The organism is Actinosynnema sp. NPDC037264 (assembly GCF_055603705.1).
This window is the reverse complement of sequence record NZ_JBVJVK010000034.1, coordinates 1-25,377: the sequence shown is the minus strand read 5'-3', so window position 1 is coordinate 25,377 and position 25,377 is coordinate 1. Positions and strand designations below refer to the sequence as shown.

The window sequence follows — 25,377 nt, the reverse complement described above, 5'->3', positions numbered from 1 at the left end:
ACCCCGAGGGACACCGCACGGATGGCCGGCACCACCACCAGCACCCCACGCATCGGCGCACGCGTACTCCTGCTCGACCCCGCCGACCGGGTCCTGCTCATCCACGCCCGCGACCCCGACCAACCCGAACACCACTGGTGGGAACTCCCCGGCGGCGGCCTCGACCCCCACGAAACCCCCACCGACGCCGCCCGACGCGAACTCGCCGAGGAAACCGGCCTCCACCTCGACCACCTCGGCCCCAAACTCTGGATCCGCGAAAGCCGCTTCCGCTACCGGGGCCACGACCACCACCGCATCGACCACGTCTACCTGGCCCGCACCACCACCACGACACCCCAGCTAGCGCTCCGGCCCACCGACAACGAGAAACGCGGCCTCATCGAACGCCGCTGGCACACCCACGACGACCTCACCCACAGCACCGACAAACTGCTCCCCGCACAGCTTCCCGAACTACTGCACCGAATCCTCGCCGGTCACCTGCCCACCGAACCACTCATCCTGACCGACTGACCGGCACACCGCCCCGCCTGGCCGATCAGCACTCGTCATCGAGCCGCAACGACCTCAGGAACGCCACAGCCGCCCGGTGGGCCGGACCGTCCGACGGCACCACCTCCAACAACGCCACCAGCCCCAGCAGACGATCCTTGTCCACCGCCTCGAAATACCGCCTCAGGCACACATTCCACCGGCTGTCCAGGCACAGCAGCACACCACCGCTACCCGTCGCGTCGTCAACCACCACCGGCGCCCCGTCGCGCTCCTCGACACACCACGCAGGCAACGGCGCCACCAACCGCCGAAACCGATCCACCATCCGCTCGTACTCACGCCGATCCACGCCCACCCCTGACCATCGCAACCTCGCCGCCCACACTCAACGGAGCAGCAGGTCGACGGCCGGGGAAGAACCGCACAACGATCGTCGCACACCCGTTCGAATCCATGTCAAGCGGAATCGCACTGTCGAGCGGCGGACGGAACCGCCACGGACGGCACCTACCCCTGAGCCCGCAGCCCTCCCCACCGTCCCCGTCTCCACCACCACGACGAGCGGTCGCTCCCAACCAAACCGATTCCAGAACAGCACACTGCCGCCTAAAGTAGCTGTTCAAGAAGTGTCTTCCCCGCGCGAGCGGGGGTGGTCCGGACGGCAAGGTTGCCGTCTACAGCGACCGCCGGTCTTCCCCGCGCGAGCGGGGGTGGTCCCACCGCCGCGTCGTGCAACCGGCACAACAACCGGTCTTCCCCGCGCGAGCGGGGGTGGTCCGATCTGGTTCTCGGTCCGGTCGGTCAGCGCCCAGTCTTCCCCGCGCGAGCGGGGGTGGTCCGTGCTCGGCGTGCGCGCGGCGGGCGCGGTCGACGTCTTCCCCACGCGAGCGGGGGTGGTCCCGACCCGAGCCGGAACCAGACGTGATCGGTGTCGTCTTCCCCGCGCGAGCGGGGTGGTCCGGACTTCCTGCTGGAGGACTACACGATCGCGGCGTCTTCCCCGCGCGAGCGGGGGTGGTCCGTGGACGTCGACGAGCAACGCATCGCCGAGCTGGTCTTCCCCGCGCGAGCGGGGGTGGTCCCCCATGTCGGTGTCTCCCAACGGTTTCAGGGTCGTCTTCCCTGCGCGAGCGGGGGTGGTCCCTCGGAGCTGCGCGCCGCCGCCCTGGTCGCCCTGTCTTCCCCGCGCGAGCGGGGGTGGTCCGCGGTGAGCGAGTGGACCACCCGCATCGGGTACGTCTTCCCCGCGCGAGCGGGGGTGGTCCCCGGGTCAAGCCGCCCCCCTATCCGCTGGTCCCGTCTTACCCGCGCGAGCGGGGGTGGTCCGAGAGGCCGGACGATCTCGTACTCCTGCCAGTCGTCTTCCCCGCGCGAGCGAGGGTGGTCCCGACCCGAGCCAGAACCAGACGTGACCGGTGTCGTCTTCCCCGCGCGAGCGGAGGTGGTCCCGCGCCGTCACCGCGTCCACCCTGCCCGCCCCGGTCTTCCCCGCGCGAGCGGGGGTGGTCCGTCAGCTACGACCCCGGTGACGTGGTGGCGTTCGTCTTCCCCGCGCGAGCGGGGGTGGTCCCTGACCCCTTCCCAGATGAGCGCCGTCATGGCCGTCTTCCCACGCGAGCGGGGGCGGTCCGGGTGGTGCACAGTGGCCTACAGCGGTGCATTCGTCTTCCCCGCGCGAGCGGGGGTGGTCCCGCCACCAACCCCGGATCGACACCGTCATCGCGTCTTCCCCGCGCGAGCGGGGGTGGTCCTGCACCGATCGGGTGTCGTGTGGTCACACCCTGGTCTTCCCCGCGCGAGCGGGGTGGTCCCGTGGCCGTGAACTTCAGGGCCGCGTCAACCTCGTCCTCCCCGCGCGAGCGGTGGTGGTCCCGGTGCTAGCACGGCAAGAGCATCCACGGCCGGTCTTCCCCTCGCGAGCGGGGGTGGTCCCACTTATAGGCGGTGGAGTGCGGCTTCGCCGATTATGATCCTCCCCTCGTTGCACGGAGTCGGGTTACTGGATGATCACTCATCTCAGTAGCCCGGAGGACAACCCACGATGCCCAAGCGGTACCCACCCGAGTTCCGGCGCAAGGTGCTCGACCTGGTCGCGTCCGGCCGCCGCGTCGCACAAGTCGCGGCGGACCTCGACGTCAGTGACCAGACGATCTACGCCTGGCGCCGCCAGGAGCTCATCGACTCCGGGCAACTACCCGGCACCACCAGCACCGACAACGCCGAGCTGGTCGCGGCTCGTCGGCGGATCGCCGAACTCGAGGCCGAGATCGCCGTCCACCGGCGCGCCGCCGAACTGCTCAAGGAGGGCAGCACCCCAAAAGACGGTACGAGGTGGTCACGGTGATCGCCTCCGAAGGGTGGTCGATCCAACTCGCCTGCCGCGTGCTCGGAGTGTCCGAATCCGGCTTCTACGACTGGCGAGGCCGCGCGCCCTCACCACGGGCGATCCGTCAGGCCTGGCTCGTCGACCTGATCCGCGAGATCCATGTCGAGTCGTTCCAGGTCTACGGCGCCCCACGAGTGCACGCCGAACTCACCCTCGGCCGCGGGATCACGGTCGGACACAACACCATCGCGCTTCTCATGCGCCGCAACGGAATCAAGGGCCTGCCCAACCGGCGCAGACCACGGCCGAAACACGACACGCCCACCGCGGTGGACCTGGTCGACCGCGACTTCGCCAGACCTGCGCCGAACCAGCTGTGGGTCACCGACATCACCGAACATCCCACCCGGGAGGGAAAGGTGTACTGCGCGGTCGTGCTCGACGTGCACTCCCGCCGCGTCGTCGGCTGGTCGATCGACTCCAGCCAGACCGCCGACGATGGCGCACCCGCCTCGAGCTGGCCAACGCCCTGTTCGAGTACCTCGAGATGTTCCACAACCGCCGCCGACGCCACACCGCACTCGGCATGCTCACACCGATCGAGTACGAACTCCGACACGCCAGGATCGCTCCAGTAGCCTGAACTCTAGCAACCCGACTCCGCCAAACGGGGTGAGGATCACCCTGTCCGTCAGAACGGGTCAACCCCAAACTCGTTGCTGCGATTGACAAGTGGGTCACGTTCTACAACAGTGTGCGGCGGCACTCCGCGCTCGGGATGATCAGTCCCGACGACTATGAAAAGTCACTCCGAGCAGCCGCCTGAACTTCTTAAGCCCCTGTCCACCGTTCGGGGTGAACCTCACGCCTCACCAACGCCGACGACAACACCGCTCGGATCGACTACTCACGCCAGGCACCGCCCATGCAGGACGAGATGAAACCTCGCCGAGGCGGCGGGCATCGGCGACGGGCCGCAACTGACCGCGTGGTCCGACGGCAGCGGGGTGGTGAGCACCAACCGGGACGACGGACCGCTGGGCTGGACCAACAGCGACGCCGACGGCACCGACGTCACCGATGACGACATCGGCGTCAACGGCGACGGCAGTGGAGCGTGCGTGGGCCCCAGGCGACAACCTGTTCCTGGCCACCGTGCCGGCGAACGACGACGTGGTGTGCCGCACCTTCAGCGCCGAAGGCCCGAACCGGTTGTGGCTGGCCGACATCACCGAACATCGAACCGGTGAGCGCAAGCTCTACCGTGCGCGATCAAGGACGCGTGGCCGAGGCGGATCGTCGGCCACTCCATCGGCTCAAGAATGAGATCAAGGCTGGCCGTCAACGCCCTGCGTAACGCCGTCGCCCGAGGCAGTGGCGTGACGGGCTGCGTGCGACGACCGTGGTGGCGACACCATCACGACAACCTCCGCAATATTGCGGAAAGCAAGTGTGTGATGCGTGCAGCCGTCCGGCGTGTCGCACAAACCATGCCTCCGAAGCTCACGGCGGGAACTAACATCTGGTCCCAGGTGAGAGCGACCAAGACACACGACCGAGGAACCCTCGCGAACGTATCCAAGGCCTTAGCATCAGCACAAATCGGTTGAACCGCCCATGAACGCGACGTACACGTCGAACCAGTGACCCGGAGAGCTATCGGATGGAAAGCGCGACGCCACACAGTCCCGACACCAGCTCGGGCCCCCACGGAGGAACGGCCCCGGCACCATCGGCACGAAACAATTTGATCGGGGACGTACACGGCGCGTCGCTTCAAGCAGGTGCGGTGCACGGCGGTATCCACTTCCATCTCACGCCCTCATCCTCGCCCGCCGCGCCAGAGGCGCCTGGAAGCATCAGCCGCGCGTCACGCGTCGTGGTGAGATGGCTGCGCGCCCTGACTCTCTTGTTCCTCGCGAGTGGCTTTGGGTCCTACTTCATCAACGTCTCGGTCGGCCAGGGATCACTGAGCCGAAACCTGGTGGCCGACGCCGTGCTCGCGGTACTGGCCGTGACACTGCTGGCAGCGCGGTGGAGACTGGCGAAAGCAACAGAGATGTCGTTCCTCACCTACCTCGGGAAACTCCTCGAACGCTGTACACCCAAGGTCTTGATCGCGACGTCGACGCGGACTCTCAGCATCATCGCAATCGCCGTCATCGTCTTGCTGTTGACGTCCATGACGGTCCCACCCACTAGTTCGGAATTCACCGCTGCGCAGGGACGGAACGGCGTTTTGATCATCTTCGGCACCTTGGGTTGCTTGGTGGGCAGCACTCTCATGCGCCGGTGGCGGAACCGATCGCGATGAGCCGGAAGACGTCAACTGGGTCGGCATTCGCGCTCGGACGTCACAGGGTGTCCGCGTCGGGATCGGCAGGAACCCGAAGTTGCCAGGGGACCCGGCCGAGATATTCCCGCTGCCTGAGGGCCGCGAGACCAAGAAGATCGCCAAGGCCAGGTCGCCGAGCAGTCCGGCGAACAGGACGTTGTAGATCGTTTCCTGACAGGCGCTGGGTGCACTGAGCCGTGTCGTTCCAGGGCACGCTGGTCGAGTACAAGCAGTAGATGATCGACCGCCAAACCGGCCACGGCCACTGCTACAACCAAACCGTGCCAGGAGAGCACTGCACTGGTGCCGGTGACGATGCAGCAGCCCACGGGGCGTCTCCAACGACTACCCGGTCACCCTCGGCACCGACCGCGTGGCCGCTGATGGCAAGGTGTGCAAGAGGAACGGGTGACCATACCCGACGGGAAGGCCATGAGTCAGCAGCATTGGCCACTGGTCAGAACCGGAGTGCGAAGAGTGACACGCCATGATGCCAGGGTCGCGAATGTGGGCGACGGCGGTGTTCCGGTGGCCGGAGCGTCTTCTGGTCGGTGAGCCGTTCGGGTGACGGTCCTCGGTGTGTTGGTGTCGTGGTGAACTTGGTGGACGACCAGAGGGAGGTTGGGGTTAATGCTGCTGCGTAAGGTTGTTCGGTGGGCTATTGCCGCTACGGGCGTCCTTACCGTCGGCGGCTTTGGGCTGGTGGGCTTCGCGGTCAACATGCAGCCGTCAACCGACCGTTTCGACGGGTGGGTCGTTTTGCTTCAGCGGTTTGAGCAATCGTCATCAGCGTCTCAGGTCGCGCTTGGCGGCCATGCGGCCGTCTCGTCGACACCTGATCGTCCTCTGCCGGTATCTGTCGTGGTTCGGGCGTGTGGAGGCGCGTTCAACGGTGTCCTGTTGTTGGGTGGTAGCGCCCGCCTGGACGCGCCACGCGTCTTCGATGAACAGGGTGAGGAGACAGCGACGTGGGACAGCGTCGATCTGGAACTTCGCCAAGGAAGTCAGATGTGGCACTACGGGCAGGTACAAGGCGTGCCCGTCTCGATTAGCGCAATGGACTGCGTGCCCGACACCAGTGGGGTGGTGGCTGGTCGGGGGATCGAGGTCACCGGGACCATGTCGGCTCCGCTGAGGTCGACACCATCGTTTCTCGGCGTGACCGGACCGCGCACGAGCGTGAAGTGGCCGCTGATCGGCGGACTGCCTGGGGTGCCCGCCCCCAACAAAGGTGTCTTCACAACGGTTGGCAACCTGGAAGGTAAGTGGGTGATACCCATTGCGTCGACCAACGAGGTCAACTTGGGCACCCTTGCAGGAGCCGAATTGGTTGAAGCTGCGAATCCACCGCTGCAGGACTCCGGGAAACTGAACTGGAGCAGCAAGTCGTCACTTCAGCCAGTGGTCAGGCTCACCGACACAATGGCCGTAGCGGAGTTGCAGCAGTGGCTCGTCCCGCTGGGCATTCTCCTCGGCATAACAGGCTCGGTGCTAGCCAGCATGCTTTTCGAGTGGGCCAAGCCCAGAGCCTCTCCATGTCACAACACAGCGATCGCGACACAACCCGACACCACCTTGCCGCCCACCGATTCAGGGACGCCCGGAACCGTTCCGAAACATAACTCTGTCCGAAAACGACGAAGCACAAGGGCCGCCTTGGCGATGGCGTTTCTTATCGGATACTTCGTGGGACGTCGGCGCTGAATCTGGCCGCTAATCAGCAATAGCGAGACGTGACCCGGCTTGAGCAGATGCTTGACGAGTTCCAGGCCAGCAGGACAGGTGAAGGACTTTCCTACGTCGGACTTACTGGGCTGCCACCCAACCTGGGCCAGCAGGGTTGCCGAAGTCTGCGATTGGACTTGGTCGGTAATCGGCCGTGGAGACACACGCGGCGGCCAGGAGGATGCCTCTCCATGTGGGGCCGTAGGAGTTTGCGGGAAGCCATGTGGTGCAACGCCACGGCGTGCTATGACGATCCACATAGCAGGAGACCGAGGGAAGGCAGCACTGATGACCAACATCGTCGTAGGCATCGTCGATGATCGGCTCACCGCCCTGGAGTTGGACGACGCCATCCACAGCCTGCTCGAAGACCTGCGTGAGGTGGACGTCCACGGCATGCGCAAGGTGTCGGGACCAGCGCCGGCGCACACCCGCGGAGCTGAGCTGGTCGAGACGGCTCTCGTCGTCGTCCAGGGCATCGTCGATTCGGGCATCGCGCGGATGGCCGCCGAACGCGTCCAGCGCTGGTTCACCCGCAGCGCGGTCAACCAGGTGGAGATCACCATCGGCAAGCATCGTATGTCGCTCACCAACGCCACCGCCGAGCAGCAGGAGCAGTTGGTGGACCACTTCATCAAGGCGACGGAGGCACAGCGCTGAGGCTCGCGCGCAAGAAGGCGCTCATCGTCGCCAATCAGGTCTACGACGACGCGCGGTTCGCGAACCTGCCGGGTGCGGCCGCCGATGCCAGGGAGCTGAAGCACGTCCTGGAGTCCCGACTCGTGGGCGAGTTCGACGTCCGCGTGGTCGCCGAGCAGGACGCGCGGTCGGTGCGTCGCGAGGTCGAGTCCTTCTTCGCCGCCGCAGACCGTGCCGATCAGTTGCTGATGCACTTATCGTGCCATGGCAAGCGCGATGAGCGCAGTCGCGAACTGCACTTCGCAGCCAAGGACACCGACTACGACTACCCGGCCGCGACCGGTGTGTCCGCCCACTTCGTCAACCAGCAGATCGAGCAGTCGCGCTCCCGCGGCGTCGTGCTGACGTTGGACTGCTGCTACAGCGGTAGCTACGTCAAGGGCATGCGTTCCCGGAACGAGAGCGCGCGGCGCGTCGAGGTGGACCAGCACTTCGACGGCCAGGGAAAGGCGGTGATCACCGCGTGCTCGGCCTTGCAGTTCGCGCACGAGTCGACGTTGTTGAGCCTGGCGCCCGGGCAGCCTTCCGTCTTCACCGCGACGATGGTCGAAGGGCTGCGTACCGGGATGGCCGACATGGACGCCGACGGCTTCATCAGCGTGGTCGACCTGTACCGATACGTGCGGCAGGAGGTGCCGCGCAAGGTGCCCGAGCAGACACCCGAGTTGTCCGTGGACCGCCTTGGCGGCTCGCTCTATATCGGACGCAACATCCAGTCCTTCTACCTCGGCAGTCAGGTCGCGCCGCTGATCCCCGTGGAACTGCACCACGCCGTCGTCGCCGGCAAGCCGTGGGAGCGCTTCGGTGCGACCTTGGGCCTGGAACGGCTGCTGCGCGAGGCAACACCGAGGACTCGCGAGGCCGCGAGGGAAGCTCTACTCCCGCTCACCCGCGACGCCGACCCGGAGGTGGCGGAGCGGGCCAAGGCGGTGTGGGAGCGCGAGATCGGCAGCCGGGTCCCGCTCTCGACCACGGGCGTACAAGGCGACCAGGTGCTGCGCACGGCGGGCCGACACTCGGTGGGCATCGACTTCGGCACCACCAACTCGACCATCGCTGTGCTGGAGGAGGGCAGGACTCCTGCGGTAGTGCGCAATACGCACGGCTCGACGTTGACACCCAGTGTCGTCAGCTTCCCCGCGGGTGGCGGGGTGCTGGTGGGCGAGGTAGCCAAGCGGCTGGCCTTTCAGCAGGCGGACCGCACGGTGTCCGCCGTGAAGCGCCGGCTGGGCACCGACTGGACGGCCCGGGTCGACGGCGTTGAGCATTCCGCGGAAGTCGTCGCGGCCCACGTGCTGGAACGGTTGCGCATCGACGCTGAGGCACATGTGGGTACGCCGGTCGACGCCGCAGTGATCACCGTACCCGCGTATTACGGCGTGGTGGAGCGGGAGGCCCTGGCCCAGGCGGCGCTGACAGCCGGCATCCAGGCGCTGCGCCTGATCAACGAACCCACCGCGGCGGCACTCGCTTACGGCCTGGGCAGGCAGAACGACGAAGCCACCATTCTGGTCTTCGACCTCGGCGGCGGGACCTTGGACGTCTCTGTGCTGGAGATGTCCGAAGGCGTGGTCGAAGTTCGTGCGGCCTCCGGCGACAATCACCTCGGCGGCGAGGACTGGCGACAGCGTGTCGTCGACTGGCTCGTCGACCGGTACCGGCAGGACCACGGCGTGCTCCCCACCTACGACCACAACGCCTACCAGCGCATCCGGGACGCGGCGGAGCAGGCCAAACTCGACCTGTCGGACGCCGCCGAGACCACGGTGACCCTGCACTACCTCGGAGCGTCGGGCAGTACACCGCTGCACCTCCAGGCGGTGCTCACCCGCGTCGAGTTCGACCGTCTGACCGCCGACCTGCTGGAGCGCTGCCGGGCGCTGATCGAGCAGGCGTTGCGCGACGCCGAGATCACCGCCGCCGACATCGACGAAGTGGTGCTGGTCGGCGGTTCCACGCGCATGCCCGCGGTGGCCGGTCTCATCCATGAAGTGACCGGGGTCGAGCCGGTGACCGGAGTCGACCCCGACCAGGCGATCGCGGTCGGCGCGGCGCTGCAGGCCGGTGTGCTGAAGGGCGAGGTCAAGGACGTCCTGCTGCTCGACGTCACCCCGCTGTCCCTGGGCATCGAGACCAAGGGCGGCGTGATGACCAAGCTCATCGAGCGCAACACGACGATCCCGACCAAGCGCTCGGAGATCTTCACCACCGCCGACGACAACCAGCCGTCCGTACGGATCCAGGTGTTCCAGGGCGAGCGCGAGTTCGCCCGCGACAACAAGAAGCTCGGCATGTTCGAGCTGACCGGCCTGCCGCCCGCGCCCCGCGGCGTCCCGCAGATCGAGGTCACCTTCGACATCGACGCGAACGGCATCGTGCACGTGTCCGCCAAAGACCTGGGCACGGGCGACACGGCGGCGATCACCGTATCCCGCGACACTGCCCAGAACGCTCGCCCGGCCGATGACACCGGCGGTCTGGTCGCTGCACCCGCCGGATCGACGTCGGAACCGGAAGCCAGCCTGTCCGCGGACGAGCCCTCGCCTCCCAAGCGAGAAGGGGCGGTCCGGGACCCGGCGCTCGTGTACGCCGAAGCTGCCGTGGCGCAGGCACGCGCACAGCTCGCCGAAACCGAGTTGGGGCGACTTCCCCTGGTCCTGTCGTTGCAAGATCTCGGCAACAGCCTACGCCGGGCAGGACGGCTCACCGAGGCGCTGGCCGTGCACGAGGAGGCGTTGGAGGTCTCTCGCGCGTGGGAGGATAAAGAGAGGGAAATTGCTGTCCACTTGGTCGAATCCCTTCTCGACCTCGCCCGCGACCTGCGGTTGGCAGGACGGCTTCTAGAGGCTCGCGCATTCGGTCACGAGGCCGTGACCGCAGCACGGGAACTCCCTCCACTCGAGTTCGACCGCCACCGCGGTCGGCTGTACACCTCGCTGTACGAACTGAGTCTCACTGTGCGGGACATCGGCGACCACCGCGACGCACTCGCGCTCGCCGAGGAAGCTCTGAGCGTCGCACGTCATGAAGGGCAGCCGAATTCCAGCCGCAAGCGCAGCCACGTCACCCAAGCACTCCTCAACCTCGAATCACTCCGTAGCCTGGTGCCGCTGTAACGATCGAGGAATATGCTCACTTCGAGTCCTCAACTGCGAAATGACCATCGACAACTGACTGCACTCCACCAATGACATTGCCAGGAACCCCTCCGCCGGGCAACCCTAGAACGGACGCAGGGTCGTCTCGCGCAGTGCCACCGCGCCCTCGTGCGGCCACGATCTGCAACCGCGAGGAGGTCCGATGAGCTAGGTGCTGATCAACCAGCCGGAAGCAAGATCGAACGGCGACCTCCGCCGCGGTCAGAACCGGCTTTCGGATGGTCCTGTGGATTTCGTGGCAGGCGTCCGTCGATGCCCACCACGTCACGCCGAGGGCAATCCTGGTCTGCGCACGCCACCGTGCTTGATAGCCAAAGCCGGCTAAGGGGCGCGGCACGTTCTACCTCGGTATCCCCACGCAGAGTAACGCGGTAGCGTCCGGTGATCGCCCACGAACACTACCGCTTGACATGATAATTCAGTTTTTTTCCCGCGCGAGCGGGGGTGGTCCGCCCTGTTCGACTGATCCGCCGCCTCAAGTCTTTACCGCGTGAGCAAGGGTGGTCCGCCGTCCAGGTTGCGGATTCGCGCCGTCACGCGGCCTTCCCTGCGCGAGCTGGGGTGCTTCGAACATAGCGGTCCAGTTGCGTGACGGCCGGAGTCTTTCCGCGCGAGCGGGGATCCGCGACTGCGGACACGCTTCAGCTCGGCCGTCGTGATCTTCTTCGTGCGGGTGGGGGTGGGTTATGTGTTGCGTGGTGGGGCGAGGGTGAGGAGGCCGCAGCCGTAGGCCTTGGCGCGTCCGATGCCGGTGGTGAGGGCGTCGGTGAAGGTGGTGTGGTCGGTGATGATGAGGTGGCCGTCGAAGCGGACGGGGTCGATGGTGATGGTGGTGTTGTCTTTGTGGCCGGTCATTCTCGGGACGGGTGAGGGGTTGACGTCGGGTTGGCCGTCGCGGGCGGTGGGGATGACGAAGCCGTGTTGTTCGCCTTTGCGGATGAGCCAGGTGATCTGGTCTTCGGGTTGGCGGTGTGCGACGCGGCGGGTTTTGCCTTTGAGTGGGATGGGGCGGGTGTCCTGGGTGGCGTTGGCGAGAAGTCGGAAGGACAGTTTGCGGCCGGGGGCGATGGCGTCGAGCACGGGTTGCAGTGGGCGGACTTCGGGTGTGGTGGTGGTGTAGTCGCGGGGTAGCTTGGTCCAGGTCGGGGTGGTGTTGCTTTGGATGTAGGCGGTGTAGCCGGTGTGGGTGGGGTCCAGGCGCCAGAGGACGCCGTGGGCTTGGCGGGCGGGGAGGTCGTCGTCGGTGTCGGGGTAGGCGGACATGACGGTGCGGTGCAGGTCGTGGATGTTGGCGAAGTCGCGGCGGAACTCGCGGGACCTGACGTTGATGGTCAGTTTGGTCAGGAACACGAGGTCTCTCCTGTGCGGATCATCTCGTCGGTGAGGGTGGTGTCGGCTACCAGGACGTGGCGGGTGCGGAAGGTCCGTTGGGCAATGCTGACGGGGTGGTCGTGGCGGGGTTCGGCGCCGGCTGTGGTGGGGGCACAGTCGGTGACAGTGCGCAGCGGGGTGCGGTCGGTGGCCAGGCGCCGGCGTTCGGCGTTGTGCACGTCGGGGTCGATTTCCAACCACGGGTGGGCGGCGATCACTTCGGTGGCCGGTTGTTCGCTCAGTGCTTGGCGGGTGAGCAGGGAGCGGGCCGGGACGAATGCGCGGCGACCGAAGAACAGTGGCCAGTGGGGGCGGCCGACCCGGTCGTGCAGTTCTTCCAGCAGGGTGGGGTTGCCTTCGAGTACGACGAGGAAGAGCGCGTCGGCGAGGTAGTAGCGCTCGCTGACCACGGTGCGGTGCCCTTTGCCCTCGGTCGTGGGCACGTTCTGGGTGGTGTGGAAGTCACGTTCGAGGATGCCTTCGCGGTCGACCCGCACGGCCATGTGCAGGTTCGCGAGCGCCTCCGTCGCCTCGTCGTCTTCACGGTTTTTGCCCAGTGCGGCGGCGAGCAGCCCGACAACCCCGGATTTGGTGGGTTCACGGGTGGTGTCGCGGATGATGCCGCGTGAACGGGTGCCCCACGATTGCAGCGGGGCGTCGAAGCACAGGGCCAGCGAGGCGACGCTCATGCGGTCGCTGCGGCCAGCAGTCGGCCGGTGAACTCGTCGATACCGGTCACGATCTCGTCCTCGGGCAGGTGGTTCAACGTCCCTGCGACGGAGGCGCCTACAACGGTGTGCAGGCCGGTGCTGCCGTAGAAGGTGCGCAGCTGGGTGAAGTGTCGGGTGAGGCGGTCGGTGGAAGCGGCCATGAGGTCGGCGTCGGTGACCGGCTTGAGGAAGGCGTTGGCGAGGTTCCAGGCGCCGGTTTCGCGCACGACGCCGAGCAGGGTGTTGGGCATGGTGCGGGCGGCGGTGGAGTTCTGCTTGCCGCCGGGCACGGCGTTGACGAACGCGTGCAGCCATGCCCGCACGCCGCGAGCGGCCAGCTCGGCGTCGTCACCCAGGTTGTGGGCGAGTTGGGTGAGGTCGACGTTGGCGTAGCGGTAGTAGCAGGCGGAGTTGAAGTCGACAGTGCCGATCATGTCCGCGCCGGAGTCCTCGGTGGCCTTGAGGTCGTCGACCGCGGTGTAGAAGTCGAACTCGTTGACCACGGCGTGGGTGGACAGCGCGTGGGCGACCTGGGAGGCGGCGTCGACGTTGAAGTCCTTGTTGTCGGCGATCATCCGCCCGAACAGCGCCACGTCGACCGCGCGGCTGCCGTCGAGGATACGCTTGGCCTCGGCCGACGTGTTCTTGTCGGGCTTGGCTTTCGTGCCCTTCTTTTCGATCTTGGCCAGCGTGTCCCAGTTGACCAGGCAGTACTCGGCCAGGTGCTCGATCGAGGACCGGCCGACGAACAGCAGGTACTGAGTCAGTCCCTTATTGACATCGACGCCGAACCCGAGGTGACCCAGCGCGGCCATGACGATCTCCCGCGCTTCCTTCTCCTCGCGTCCCTGGTCGACGAGCAGCTCGGTGGCGCTGTCGACCAAGCGCTTGGTCCGCACGCCGGTCTCGCCGACTGCCAGGCCGTGGTCGTTGAACAGCAGCCGCGCGGCGCGCTTTAGTGACTGGCTGGAAATTCGCGCACGGGTGTGCCCGCCGAAGGTCGCCGTCTTGGGCTGGCCGACGTCGTCGCGGTTGAGGTTGCTGACCGGGAAGGACTGCAGCAGGTGCAGTTCGAGGATCACTATGCGTCTCCGGGTTCGGGTTCTTCGTCGTCGTTGTCGGCGACTGCCTCGGTCGACCGGCCATTCCTTGTCGGAACGTGGTAGTCGCGGGCCCAGTTCAGGCGGATCTGGTGGGCGTGGTCGCCGCGGTAGTTCTCGCCGAGCAGCACCACCAGGTCGTCGAGCAGCTGGTGGTGGTCGATCGGGATGTCGTGGGACGCGAGCAGGCGGACGGTCTGGCGCAGGTGGTGTGACAGGGCGTCGCGGTCACGTGCCAGTAGCTGGGTGAAGCGGCGATCGGCGGTGGAGCCGGTCTTGGCCTTCAGCTCGCCCATCGAGGCGCCGAATGTCCGGCGGCCCTTCCTGCTGCGCGGCGGCTGGGGGTTGAGGGCGAACAGCCCCGCCACCAGCAGCCAGGTGTCCTGCTCGGCCTGCGGCGGGTCGTAGGGGAAGACGTACTCGAACGCCTCGGCCTGCTGCCGGGTTCCGGAGAACATCCGGCGCATCCTCGCCAGAGCCTGACGGCACTCGCCCGCGATCTTGGGATTTTTCGATCGGGTGCCGCGTTCGCGGGCGTAGAGGTTGTCAACGAACGCTTGCCGGCGGTCGCGAACGGACATCGGCTCGGTCATTCCTCCTCCCGGGGGATGTAGTTGCGCACCTCGTGGTCGAAGGTGCGGATCAGCTTGTCGAGGCGGGTGAGGAACCGGTCGAGGTACTTGGCCATCAGCAACAGGTCGGCCGCCTCGGCCTGGGCACCACCGGCCCACCGTTGCGCCGCGCGTTGCGCGGTGCGGCGCACGTGCCTCGACCACGCCGTGACCGCCGCGGTGGAGGCCGCGCCCGTTGGCCACGCCACCGCCAGCTCGGTGAGCAGCGTGGCGAAGGGCGTGGTCAGCTTGGGCCAGTAGTCCAGATCCAGCGTGCTTGACGGCTTGGCTCGTTTGTCCTTGCGGTAGTCGCGTTCCATGTGCCGCAGCGCCGCCCCGGCGCTGTCGGCCAGGCTGATGGCCGTGCCGATCAACGCACCCAACACCTCGTCATCAGCCCGCAGCAACGCCATCGGCGCCGGAACCTGATCTTCCAGGTAGGCCTCGACCACCGAGTTGTTGTCGTCCAACTGCTGCCCGAACACCCGCAACGTGTACACCGCATCAGCCGGGATGTAGCCGTGCACGACACGGTCCGGGATCGCGTGCAGGGTCCTGGGCCGCAGGCGGGACTTGTTCTCCTCGCGCCGGTCGGTCAGCAGCAACTCCACGCTGTGCCGCCACACGCCACGCACCGGATGCAAGCGCACCGGCAACAACGGCTTGTCCTTCATCGGTTTGCCGTTCGTCCCGACCGGTTTGCGGAACGCCGCCATCTTCTCATCATCGGCCTGCGAACCGTCGTACCGGTCCCCCGGCGTCACGATCACCCCGTCCACCACGCGCTGGTCGTCGACCTGGCGGTGGAACAGAAGGATCCGCCGGGACTGCCAGGTCAGGAGATCCGTCCAGCCTTGCGAGATCTGCGAGGTCTCCGGCTCGCCGCCCGGCGGCTCCGCTTGTTCCCACACGGGGTGGTCGTCCGGCCACGTGCCGTCCGGGCGCTCGAGTTCCGGATGGTAGCGAAGAGCGTTGAGCAGCAGTGTTTCCTTTAGCGTCGCGCCTTCGACCAGCACCACGCCCATCGTGTTGCACGGGGCTTTCTGCGACGACTTGTCCTTGATGAACGGGGTCTTCATCCCACCTGGGTCGAACGCCTGAGCGGTGACCAACCAGCGGGCCGCCTCCGCAGGCGTCATCGTCACCCGATCGGATGCCGTAGTGTGGTCGAACAACGTGACCTTGTTGCCCACCGCCCGGTGCGGCACCAGCTTGAACGGCGTGCTCGGCGTCAACTTCGCCAACGCCGGGCACTGGAAGAACGGTCGCACAGGATCGAACAGGTCGAACCTGGGTTCCTTGCCCGTGAGGTACTTCCGCAGACGGGCCTCGGGCAGAGCCGGGTCGCGCCACGACGTGCCCCAGTCCTGCTCCGTCTCCGGTCCGTAGGCACGGTGCAGCAGCGCCAGCACCAAACGGTGCAAAGCGGCGGTCATCGGCGGCGTCTCACCGGTGATCCGCCGCAACTCATGAGCCCGAAGAAGAACGTCCTCCAAACCGACCTCGTCAGCTTGGCCGTCCATGTCCAGCACGGGGATCCACGGCTGGGTGAGCAGGCCGAAACCAGCGCCGGTCACACGTCATCATCGGTATACACACCGAACTCCTCGTCGTAGTGCAACACCCGATCCCCCACCACACAGCGTCCGTTCTCGAACACCAGCGCCCGGTGGTGCAGCAACCACGGCTGCGCCGCGAATGCCGCCGGCACCGCGGCCGCCTGCAGTGCACACACCACCGCCTCGGGCACACCGTCTGGCGCCGACAACACCGTCGCATCGTCGAGCACCTGCCCCGTCACCCCCGCTGACAGTCGATCATCGGCCAGGTCGAGCGGCTCGTTACCCGACACCGTGGTCACCGCACCGGAGGACGGATCGCGTTTCAGCAAGGCGACGGACACCGTCATGCTCAGCGGCTCGGGATGCTCAGCCACGCCGCCTGCCCCCGCTCCGAAGGTTCGTCACGTACTTGGGGATGTCGGTCATCTCGTTCAACCGCTCCAACGCCATCGGCATGGGCACGTACCACTCACGTGCCTGAGCCCGCTCCCTGTCGATCGCCCGGTGATAGGTCTGCGCCGACGCCCGCCACGATTGCTCCCACCCGGCCGGGCATTCGACCGCGTCCTCCGGTCCGTACACCGCGTCGATCAAACCCGACACGTCGTCCGGGCAGCGGATCACCGACCGGTCACGCAGCAACGCCCACGTCCTGGTCAGTACGTGGAAGCGGTACACGCCATGCAGGCCCCTCGGGAACTTCGGCCCCGCTGGTGTGTCGGTCACGCCGGCGATGCCCAGCACCAGTTCTCCGCGGTCGTCGCGACGGTGCCGGTGGGCCCGACCGGCGCGTTGGATCAACAGATCGACCGGTGCCAGATCGGTCAGCATCGCGTCGAAATCCAGGTCCAGGCTCTGCTCCAACACCTGGGTACCGATCACGATCGCGTGCCGATGCTTGCCGTCGCGGCCGAACCACGACCGCAAATCCGCTTCCTTACGACGGCGTACCGCGTTCGTCATCTCCCCATGAAGCAGAACGACCTCCGGCCGCCGGTCCGGGGGCAGGTGCTCGACCTTGTCGCGCACCGCCTCGTAGGTGGCCTTGGCGCGCGGCCTCATGTTGTGCACCGCGGCCGCGGCACGCCCACCCTCAGCACGCCTGATCAACCAGTCGGCAACCTCATCGTCAGCTATTCCCTTGTCCAGCACCACCCGCCGGTCCGCGTTCAACTTCGACACACCGACCCCCACCACCCTGGCCGGTTCACGCCCAGCGATCGTGACCCGCGGGTAGGAAGCGGCACCTTCCTCGGCAGGAACCGCCGAGGGCGCCACACCGAGCAACCCGGACTGCCACGCCACGACCAACTCACGACGGCGACGCGACGGCAACGTGGCCGACATCAGGACGACGGACGCACCCAACCGCCCCAGCCACATCAGCAACCGATCCAGCAGCTTCGACATCTGCGTGTCGTAGGCGTGCACCTCGTCGAACACCACGACCTTGCTCGACAACGCCGTCAACCGCACGAACAAGTGCCCCGACCGCACCACCGACTTCAACGCCTGATCCAGCGTGCCCACCCCCAGAGGAGCCACCAGGCTCTTCTTGCGGGTGAACCACTCCCCCGCCGCCACATCCGAGTCCGCACCGTGATCCCGACCGACGTCGGACGGCTCAACCGCACGCTCCTCCAAGAACTCCCTCGCCTCGGAGTGGATCAACCGCACCGCCGTCGAATCACCCAAACGCCGCAACAACCCCTCGACCTCTCCGAGGAACTGATGACTCGTCGCCTTCGTCGGCATCGCGACGTAAACCCCGCTCAACGCCAGATCCCGCACGAGCGTGCCAGCCACCTGCAGCGCCAGATTCGTCTTACCCTCACCCGTCGGCGCCTCGACCACCAGGATCGTCGGCCCGGTCCGGCCAGCCGTCAGCGACTCCGCCGTCCGCTGCACCGGCCTGACCTCGTCGTGGTGCGGGAACAGCGCGCCGAACGACGTCTCGACGGGAGCGACCCAGGCCTGCAACCCGGCCTTCCACACGGCCTCGCGGGCATGCTCCCGTGCCTGCGCCACATAGTCGCTCAGATCGAACCCACCCTGCGGCGAGGTGTAGTTCGACGTGTCGGACGCGATCCAGTCACTCACCGACGTCAACGCCGCCAACGACACCGCCGCCTCAACACCAACCCGCACCTCACCCCACGGCAACGACCCAGGCTCAGCCAAGCCCAGCGCCCGCGCCGCCTCCACCACCATCTCGTCACGCCACTCGGCCCACCGCTGACCACCGTGATCGTTGACTTCACGCTTCGCCTGCTCAACCTGATCGACAGCCGGGAAGTAGCCGTGATGACCACCCAACGCCGCCGCGACCGTCACCGCCCCCCGCGTCTCCATCCCCCAACGCCGCAACATCCCCCGCACGTGCAACGCCGTCACCGTCCCGTGCGGCGTATCCACCTTCCCCACACCCTTCGGCCGCTCCACATACAACACATCCGCCGCCACCATCGGCAGCCGCTCCACAGCGACATCGGCACGAAGAGCCTGGAACCCAGGCGCGTACTTCCCCAGATCATGCACACCACACAGCAATGCGATCCAGCCGTCAGCGTCGCCCAACAGCGAGAAAGCACCGCGCAACTCAGCCAAACACCCCGGTCCCAACAGAACCGGCATCAGCAACTCCGCAACCGCAGCCGTGTCCACGACGTGACAGACCAGCGGATGAGGCAGCCGCCCCGCGGACGCCTTCCCCCAGGCACCCCACACGGGAGGTGATTCCACAACAACTCACCTTTCCGATCACTTCTCGATTGTCCTCCGACTCCCGAGACGGGACATACAAGCATATCGTGCACAACAACCCCGACCCGGCACCCGCCCGCCTACACCGAGCACTCAAAGTCACCCGAATGGCGCAATCCACTGAACTGCAGATCAGTTGAGATGGCTGATAGTTCACCACCATCCGGGCAAATACCGCAAAATTACGGTTCCCACTTATAGGCGCTCGCACTCGAAAGGGCCCTGCCGAGCCCGTACCACATAAGTTCTGGTGTCACCTCGCCGACGAAAGGCTGCGAGTCGATGGGGCAAGTGGGTGACGTAAGTGCGCTACGAAGACAGAACGCTGCCCGGACAGGAACTGATCACCTAGGGTGCTCAAGTAGGTGGCCGTCGACCACGACGGGTCACGTCAGAGTGTCGGTCTGCAGTGTCATACGAGGGATGTGGGATGGGTGGGCCGGTTCGCGCTATTGATCGGGTCTGGGCGTTATGACGACACGGCGTTACGTCCGCTGAGTGCCCCGGCGTGGGACGTGGACGCATTGGGCCAGGTCTTGGCCGATCCCGACGTCGGCGGGTTCGAGGTCGTCTGCCTGGTAGACCGATCGGTGCAGGAACTGCGCGTCGCAGTGGAAGACTTCTTGACGGACCGGGCCCGCGACGACTTTGTACTCGTCTACCTGACGGGTCACGGCGTGCTCGACAAGCGGGGCCGGCTGGCGTTCGCGGCGACCGACACAGGCACCAACCGACTGAGCGCGACCGCACTGTCCGCGGAGTGGTTGAACGAACTGCTGGTTGACTGCACGGCGGACAGCCGGGTGCTCGTGCTGGATTGCTGCTTCAGCGGTGCGCACGGCCGCACCAAGGCGGGTGCCGACTCCGTGGCGGCGCAGTTAGGCGAGGTTGGCAGCGGACATGCTGTGCTGACCGCGTCCCGCGACTGGGAGTTCTCGTTCGAAGGGGACCCTTCCGGCGGGTCGGTGTTCACCGCCGGCCTGGTCGAAGGGCTGCGCACCGGCGATGCCGACCTGGACGGCGACGGCCTGATCACCGTCGAGGAAGCCCACATCTACGCGGCGGGCTACGTGCGCGATCAAGGTACCCAGCAGCATCCGCAGCGCTGGCTCAACGCCGCCGAAGGCGAACTCGTCCTCGCCCACAGTCCTTGCGGGCCGCGGCTTGTGTCCCACCCGGTGCCAACGCATGCCTCGCGGGAGGCGCACCAGCTCTATCTCGAGCGTCGATCGACCTTGGTTGCTTCGCAGGCACAGGCTCTCCGGTCCCGGGACCCGGAGCTGGCGCGAGCGGTAGTCTTGACAGCGATCCGCGACCTGGCGCCGAGCCGGGCTGCCGTCCTCACGTTGTGGGGCATGACGGTCAAGCCTGAGACAGGTCGTCTTCCACTGGGGCACGGCGGGCCCGTCGTCGAGATGGCGTGGTCCAGGGAGAACAACCACTTGATGTCGATCGGTCGTGACGGCTCCGTGTGTGAGTGGAACGCCGACGGAACGCTCGTGGCCAGTAACCCGATACCCGTCGATTTCCACGGTGCGAGTTTGTCGCGCAACGCCCGCAGCCTCTTGCTGGACGAAGACAGCGGAGCCGTATCACTCTGGCATGTCGACGGTATGCGTTATTTAGCGCGATCACAATCAATGAGATTCCTTGCCGGTTCCCACCGATGGTCTGACGACGGAATGCGACTCTTCGACGGGGATTATATCCGTGAGGACGCAGTAATCTGGTCCATCCAAGCAGCGCCCGGAGATGATCGGACGATCGACGCACAATCCATCGCGGCACCCCAGGGGCTCACGTCATACTGGTCGCCGGACGACCGACTACTCGCGTTCCTCGACGAGCAAAGTGTCACCGTGATCCACGCCGACAGCGGCAACGTCGCCACAGTAATCCGTACTTCCGAGAAGCCGTCCAAGCTGACGTGGTCCCCGGACAGCGCGAAGATGTGCCTCCTCATCCCTGTTGAGTCGAAGTGGGCCGGGTTCGGTCGCGACAACAGGTATCGCGTGGTCATCTACAACCTCGCAGGGCAACTCTTGGCCGAGAGGGAGACAACGGGTGTCGCGTCGCTCGAGTGGTCGCCGACAGACAACAGGATCGGCGTGATGCTAGCCGGCCCTGCACGCGAGGCCGAAGTGCATATCTGGAACACCCAGACGCTGACCGACATGAATGTTCTCGTCACCGATAGGTCGGGCGTATCTCTCGTGGGAAACGTCCTGCTCAAGTGGTCCCACGACGGCCGGCACCTGGCCTTCGCCCACTGGACCAGCGTCTTTATCTGGGACCATGAGCACGGTGTCGTACATCAATCTCACAGCGGTGACCTGGAGGCGTTCGACTGGGCGCCGGATAAGACCCGAGCGGTGGTCAGCGCGGCCGGCCGAAACTCATTGGCGGTGGTCGACCCGAACGTGGGTGTGACCGCCGAGTTGAAGGACGACCGTCTGACCGGCCAAGCCGTCTCCTGGTCGCCAACCGGTCAGCAGATCGCGGTCTCAAGCCGGGATGGAGTGCTGCTGTGGTCACCTTCAGGTGGTGAACCCACCGCCGCCCTCACCGGAATGCCCGACATGGTCATGCACGTCGCCTGGTCTCGAGATGGGCGCCACCTGGCAGTGGCAGCGCACGCGTTCTTCGAGAACTGCCCCAACCGTGTGGTCGTCTGTACCCCTGACGACCAACGGAAAATCGTCGAGATGATCGGCGATGACACCCAACACGGACCGCTGGCGTGGTCGCCCGACAGCACTCTACTGCTGGGCACGGAAAGCCCAGGCGGCGTGGTGATCTGGTCCGCAGCGACCGGACACCGCGTGCAGTACTTCGAGGGTTCAACACCTGCGACCGCCGTCTGTTGGCCCACCACCCTGCCCCACCTTATTACCGTCGCCGACCGGAAACACAAGATCCGCGTGCTGGATCGCCAAACCGAACGTGAGGTCGCGGTCTGCATCGGACACACTGGCGATATCACGTACCTGACATGGTCACCCGAAGGGAAACTTCTGGCCAGTTCATCTCATGACGAGACGGTCCGGTTGTGGAACGGCACGACCGGTGAATGCCTCGCCGAGCTCGATGCGCCACATAATGCGCGAAGCCTGACCTGGTCTGACGATGCCTCCAGCCTCACCCTGGTGTCGAGGGACAACAACATGGTCACATGGATTCTGCCCGAACACCTGGACGAAGTTCTCGGCAGTGTTGACGAGGAACGGGCACTAACCAACGAGGAAAGAATGCGGTACGGCCTTGAGCTTTGAACCCGACAGACGTCACCCCCTCGTCTCGTGCGCAGGGCTGCCTCCGAGCTAACGTTCGCTCCGCGTGAGCCAGGGGTCTGAGGTTCCCACGCGAGCAGGAGTGGTCCTCGAAGCTGTAGGGCGTCGGGTGGAGGCCGCTGTGTCTTCCCCCCTCCCGCGAGCTGGGGTGGTCCGGGGATGAGGGAGTCCTCTTCCATCTCGCCCGAGTCCTCCCCGCGCGAGCGGGGGTGGCCCGTACGCGCCGTCGCACATGTGGATCGGGCCAGCGTCTTCCCCGCGCGAGCGGGGGATGGTCCGGGGGAGGAACTGGGTCTGCGCCTCGTCGTCACGTCTTCCCCGCGCGAGCGGGGTGGTCCGCCACAGGTCCTGTGGCGCCATCAGGCAGCTCCGTCTTCCCCGCGCGAGCGGGGGTGGTCCGTTTGCAGGTCAGCCGTAGTAACCGAGCTGCCGGTCTTCCCCGCGCGAGCGGGGTGGTCCCGGCACCGCGCCCGCGTCGGGGTCGACGTCTTCCCCGCGAGCGGGGTGGTCCCAGCAGGCCCTCGGTCTTTGCGTCCTTCCAACCGGTCTTCCCCGCGCGAGCGGAGGTGGTCCCGTAGCCATCCAACGTGCAAGCGCCGCCCACGTCTTCCTCGCGGAGCGGGGGTGGTCCGAAATTGCGGAACGACTCGTTCTCGCGCCACAGCGTCTTCCCGCGCGAGCGGGGGTGGTCCGGACGCGGACGGCCGCTACATGCTCACGTCCATGTCTCCCCGCGCGAGCGGGGGTCGTCCCGGCGCTCGCTCGCGGTAGCGGTTCAGGACCGCGCCTTTCCCGCGCGAGCGGGGGTGACCCGTCTCGACCCGGTCCGATGACCCGTAACGCGGGGTCTTCCCCGCAGGAGCGGGGGTGGTCCCCGCAACGAGGTCGCCGCGGCGATCTGCTGGGCATCTTCCCCGCGCGAGCGGGGGTGGTCCCGTGTAGGTCGGATAGCTGGTGATCAGACCGTCGCCTTTCCCGCGCGAGCGGGGTGGTCCGATCCCCAACGTCCTGAAGTCCGCGTTGCGCCAGTCTTCCCACGCGAGCGGGGGTGGTTCCGAGTTCGCGGGTTTCTACATCACCAACGACGACTCTTCCCCGCGCGAGCGGGGGTCGCCCCCCGGAGCGGTTCGTGGAAGTGGCAGACATCCTGGTCTTCCCCTCGCGAGGGGGTGGTTCGGCGCGCCGGTGGTCGTCGGCCAGGTGCCTGCGGTTTCCCGCGCGAGCGGGGGTGGTCCCCCGGCAAGCTCGCCCTGCCCGGCGGGCACGTCGTCTTCTCCGCGTGAGCGGGGGTGGTTCGCAGGCGTGGATGGCCGGGATCTAGGCGCTGACGTCTTCCCCGCGCGAGCGGGGGTGGTCCGGCCCAGTTCGGCGAACCGCCGCAGGGCGGCCCGTCTTTCCCCGCGCGAGCGGAGGTGGTCCGGTGGTGCCGTTCTCAGTCCACCAGTCGGCCATGTCTTCCCCGCGCGAGCGGGGTGGTCCTCCCGCGCATTCACCCCTCGGTGTTGCGGCGTGGTCTTCCCCGCACGAGCGGAGGTGGTCCCCACAGAGTCCAGGCAGGCCTCCTGGTGTCGCCGTCTTCCGTCAACCTGGCCATCCTCGCGCGAAACCTACGGCCGTTGTAACTGCGGCAGCAAGATGGGCATCGCCACGTGAACTTGAGCACTGGACGAGCGCTTGCTCCGTCTCGCACGGCGTCGGCACGAGAACGCTCAGTCCCGACGCCCGCACCAGAGACCACGGTCGGGCGGCGAGCCAGGTGCAGGGGTGAGACGGCTGCTCGCGGTGTCCAGCACCACGCCACCGACCACACATACTCACCTCGGAGTCCTCAGCATAGTTGTAGAGCACGGTTTGTCCCGGCGGTCAACCAGAGCCGTTCTCGACGCAGGAGCAATCACCGACTGGAGCCGGGCGGCCGCAGCGGGATGGTTGGATAAGCGGATGCCGTTAGTCGAGCAGTCATTGTCGGCAGGGGAGCCCTGGTACGCCTCAGGCACGTTCTGGGCGATCGCGGCGGTGGTGGTCGGCGTGGTGGCGATCGTGGTGGGAGCGTGGGCGGCGTTCCGCTCGGCCCGGCCCCGCCGGGTTCTGTACGTGACAGTGGACTCGGAGGTGTCGCTGCTGCGGGCCGCGCCGGGACTGCAGGGCAGCGGACTTGAGGTTTCCCACATGCGTCAGCCGTTGAGCAGGCCGTACGTGGTCACCGTGGACGTCGTCAGTCGCAGCGTCCTGGACATCGCTGCGGCGGCGTTCGGCGAGACGCCGCTCGAGTTGGAGTTCGGCGTGCCGGTGGTGGCGCTGCTGGACCAGCAGTCACACCCCGGACGTGCAGCCGTGCGGGTGCCCGCAGTGAAGGTGACGAGGACTGCGTTGCACGTGGGCCCCGCACTGCTGACGCGACAGCACCGGCTGCGCTACACCGTGCTGCTCGATGGACGGCCCAGGTTCCGCCCAAGAGCCGATCTCGCCGACGTCATCGTCCACGACCGGTTGCCGTCGTCCCGGAGGTCGTGGATCAATCACCCGGCGTCGTGGACGCTGTTCGCATTCGGGGCAGGTTGCGCTGCAGTGATCGTCACTTGGCTTGGCGGCAATTCGACGGTTGCCGGCGGGTTCCTCATGCTGTTCTGCATCATGGCCGGCGCGGCGGTGGGCGTAGTGATCGCCGCCGACGGACCGGATCGGTCGCCACCACCGGCCGCCAACCCGAAGCTCAAGAACTTCGACATATAGAGCCCCTACAGTTCACTATTTGGGTAACCCTGCTTATGGGCAGTGGGCATCAAGCGGGATTTCGGTCGGCGGCCCGCTGCCGATCCGTCCGGCGGTGGTCGCGCTGATCCGGTGGGTCGGGGTCGTCATGACCGGGCAGGGTGTCGGGTCGTGGCTGCGTCGGCACGGCTGCACCCCCGCAACGCCCGGCTCGTCACGCCTACGCGCAGCAGCCCGCCGGAGTGCTGGCGTGGCCCGACGAGGACTACCCGGCGAACGAGATCACAGCAAAGACCGAGAGCGCGGTGATCACGTGGGTCGACCGCTCCACAACCCACGCCACTCCGCCCTACGCGCCGCGATCGAGCGCACACCTGAAGCACTGGCGGGTCCTGACCACCGCGGCCGACCCTGGGAACTAGTGTCCTCCGCCGGAAATCCGCCTACAAAATCGGGCGATTGACTCCAGGATCTCCTCGGCGGTCTTGGTCCACAGGAACGGGCGGGGATTGGCGTT

16 protein-coding genes, 2 pseudogenes and 1 CRISPR repeat array are annotated in these 25,377 nt (G+C 66.6%); of the genes and pseudogenes, 10 read left to right on the top strand and 8 right to left on the bottom strand.

Features of this window, described 5'->3' with window-relative positions:
- Positions 1 to 21 precede the first annotated feature (21 nt).
- Positions 22 to 516: an NUDIX hydrolase gene (locus tag ACZ7GX_RS29615; protein WP_498781359.1), complete on the top strand. Its 495-nt coding sequence runs from the start codon at positions 22 to 24 to the stop codon at positions 514 to 516.
- A gap of 25 nt (positions 517 to 541) precedes the next feature.
- Here the strand turns inward: ACZ7GX_RS29615 and ACZ7GX_RS29610 are convergent, their stop codons facing one another.
- The gene (locus ACZ7GX_RS29610; RefSeq protein WP_498781358.1) at positions 542 to 847 is read right to left on the bottom strand and encodes a hypothetical protein; all 306 of its coding nucleotides are present in this window, start codon (positions 845 to 847) and stop codon (positions 542 to 544) included.
- A gap of 279 nt (positions 848 to 1,126) precedes the next feature.
- Positions 1,127 to 2,068: direct repeats of the CRISPR family, unit length 28 nt; unit sequence GTCTTCCCCGCGCGAGCGGGGGTGGTCC.
- Between the two features lie 471 nt (positions 2,069 to 2,539).
- Here ACZ7GX_RS29610 and ACZ7GX_RS29605 point away from each other — a divergent pair.
- From ACZ7GX_RS29605 to dnaK, 7 genes and pseudogenes are all read left to right on the top strand, one after another.
- A pseudogene (locus tag ACZ7GX_RS29605) lies at positions 2,540 to 3,467 on the top strand (IS3 family transposase).
- Positions 3,468 to 3,548: 81 nt separating this feature from the next.
- On the top strand, positions 3,549 to 3,650 hold the full coding sequence (locus tag ACZ7GX_RS29600; protein ID WP_498781475.1) for a hypothetical protein: 102 nt from the start codon (positions 3,549 to 3,551) through the stop codon (positions 3,648 to 3,650).
- A 332-nt stretch (positions 3,651 to 3,982) separates the two neighbouring features.
- A pseudogene (locus ACZ7GX_RS29595) lies at positions 3,983 to 4,218 on the top strand (DDE-type integrase/transposase/recombinase); the annotation flags it as partial.
- 395 nt (positions 4,219 to 4,613) lie between these two features.
- The gene (locus tag ACZ7GX_RS29590; protein WP_498781356.1) at positions 4,614 to 5,138 is read left to right on the top strand and encodes a hypothetical protein; all 525 of its coding nucleotides are present in this window, start codon (positions 4,614 to 4,616) and stop codon (positions 5,136 to 5,138) included.
- A 651-nt stretch (positions 5,139 to 5,789) separates the two neighbouring features.
- Entirely contained in the window at positions 5,790 to 6,863 is a 1,074-nt protein-coding gene (locus ACZ7GX_RS29585; RefSeq protein WP_498781355.1) for a hypothetical protein, read from the top strand.
- Positions 6,864 to 7,172: 309 nt separating this feature from the next.
- Positions 7,173 to 7,544: a hypothetical protein gene (locus ACZ7GX_RS29580; RefSeq protein ID WP_498781354.1), complete on the top strand. Its 372-nt coding sequence runs from the start codon at positions 7,173 to 7,175 to the stop codon at positions 7,542 to 7,544.
- The gene (gene dnaK, locus ACZ7GX_RS29575) at positions 7,541 to 10,699 is read left to right on the top strand and encodes a molecular chaperone DnaK (RefSeq protein ID WP_498781473.1); all 3,159 of its coding nucleotides are present in this window, start codon (positions 7,541 to 7,543) and stop codon (positions 10,697 to 10,699) included. Before ACZ7GX_RS29580 ends, dnaK begins: the two co-directional genes overlap by 4 nt.
- Positions 10,700 to 11,425: 726 nt before the next feature.
- Here the strand turns inward: dnaK and cas6e are convergent.
- From cas6e to cas3, 7 genes are read right to left on the bottom strand one after another with little or no spacing between them, the layout of a single operon-like run.
- Complete coding sequence (gene cas6e / locus ACZ7GX_RS29570) at positions 11,426 to 12,091, bottom strand: type I-E CRISPR-associated protein Cas6/Cse3/CasE (RefSeq protein WP_498781353.1); 666 nt, start codon at positions 12,089 to 12,091, stop codon at positions 11,426 to 11,428.
- Positions 12,082 to 12,801 (bottom strand): type I-E CRISPR-associated protein Cas5/CasD, encoded by a 720-nt coding sequence (gene cas5e, locus ACZ7GX_RS29565; RefSeq protein WP_498781352.1) that lies wholly within the window; start codon positions 12,799 to 12,801, stop codon positions 12,082 to 12,084. The genes cas6e and cas5e overlap by 10 nt, the downstream gene beginning before the upstream one ends.
- On the bottom strand, positions 12,798 to 13,904 hold the full coding sequence (gene cas7e, locus ACZ7GX_RS29560) for a type I-E CRISPR-associated protein Cas7/Cse4/CasC (protein WP_498781350.1): 1,107 nt from the start codon (positions 13,902 to 13,904) through the stop codon (positions 12,798 to 12,800). Before cas7e ends, cas5e begins: the two co-directional genes overlap by 4 nt.
- Positions 13,904 to 14,515, bottom strand: a complete 612-nt coding sequence (casB, locus tag ACZ7GX_RS29555; protein ID WP_498781348.1) for a type I-E CRISPR-associated protein Cse2/CasB — start codon at positions 14,513 to 14,515, stop codon at positions 13,904 to 13,906. Before casB ends, cas7e begins: the two co-directional genes overlap by 1 nt.
- Entirely contained in the window at positions 14,512 to 16,110 is a 1,599-nt protein-coding gene (gene casA, locus ACZ7GX_RS29550; protein ID WP_498781347.1) for a type I-E CRISPR-associated protein Cse1/CasA, read from the bottom strand. The genes casB and casA overlap by 4 nt, the downstream gene beginning before the upstream one ends.
- Positions 16,107 to 16,469, bottom strand: coding sequence for a hypothetical protein (locus ACZ7GX_RS29545; RefSeq protein WP_498781345.1), 363 nt, complete (start codon positions 16,467 to 16,469; stop codon positions 16,107 to 16,109). The genes casA and ACZ7GX_RS29545 overlap by 4 nt, the downstream gene beginning before the upstream one ends.
- Positions 16,462 to 18,822: a CRISPR-associated helicase Cas3' gene (gene cas3 / locus ACZ7GX_RS29540; RefSeq protein WP_498781471.1), complete on the bottom strand. Its 2,361-nt coding sequence runs from the start codon at positions 18,820 to 18,822 to the stop codon at positions 16,462 to 16,464. Before cas3 ends, ACZ7GX_RS29545 begins: the two co-directional genes overlap by 8 nt.
- A 470-nt stretch (positions 18,823 to 19,292) precedes the next feature.
- On the opposite strand from cas3, the gene ACZ7GX_RS29535 reads away from it, so the two are divergent.
- Together ACZ7GX_RS29535 and ACZ7GX_RS29530 are read left to right on the top strand one after the other, a co-directional pair.
- Positions 19,293 to 22,130, top strand: coding sequence for a caspase, EACC1-associated type (locus ACZ7GX_RS29535; RefSeq protein WP_498781343.1), 2,838 nt, complete (start codon positions 19,293 to 19,295; stop codon positions 22,128 to 22,130).
- Between the two features lie 1,959 nt (positions 22,131 to 24,089).
- Positions 24,090 to 24,881 carry a hypothetical protein gene (locus ACZ7GX_RS29530; RefSeq protein WP_498781341.1) on the top strand — a complete coding sequence of 264 codons (792 nt, stop codon included), beginning with the start codon at positions 24,090 to 24,092 and terminating at the stop codon, positions 24,879 to 24,881.
- Positions 24,882 to 25,377 lie beyond the last annotated feature (496 nt).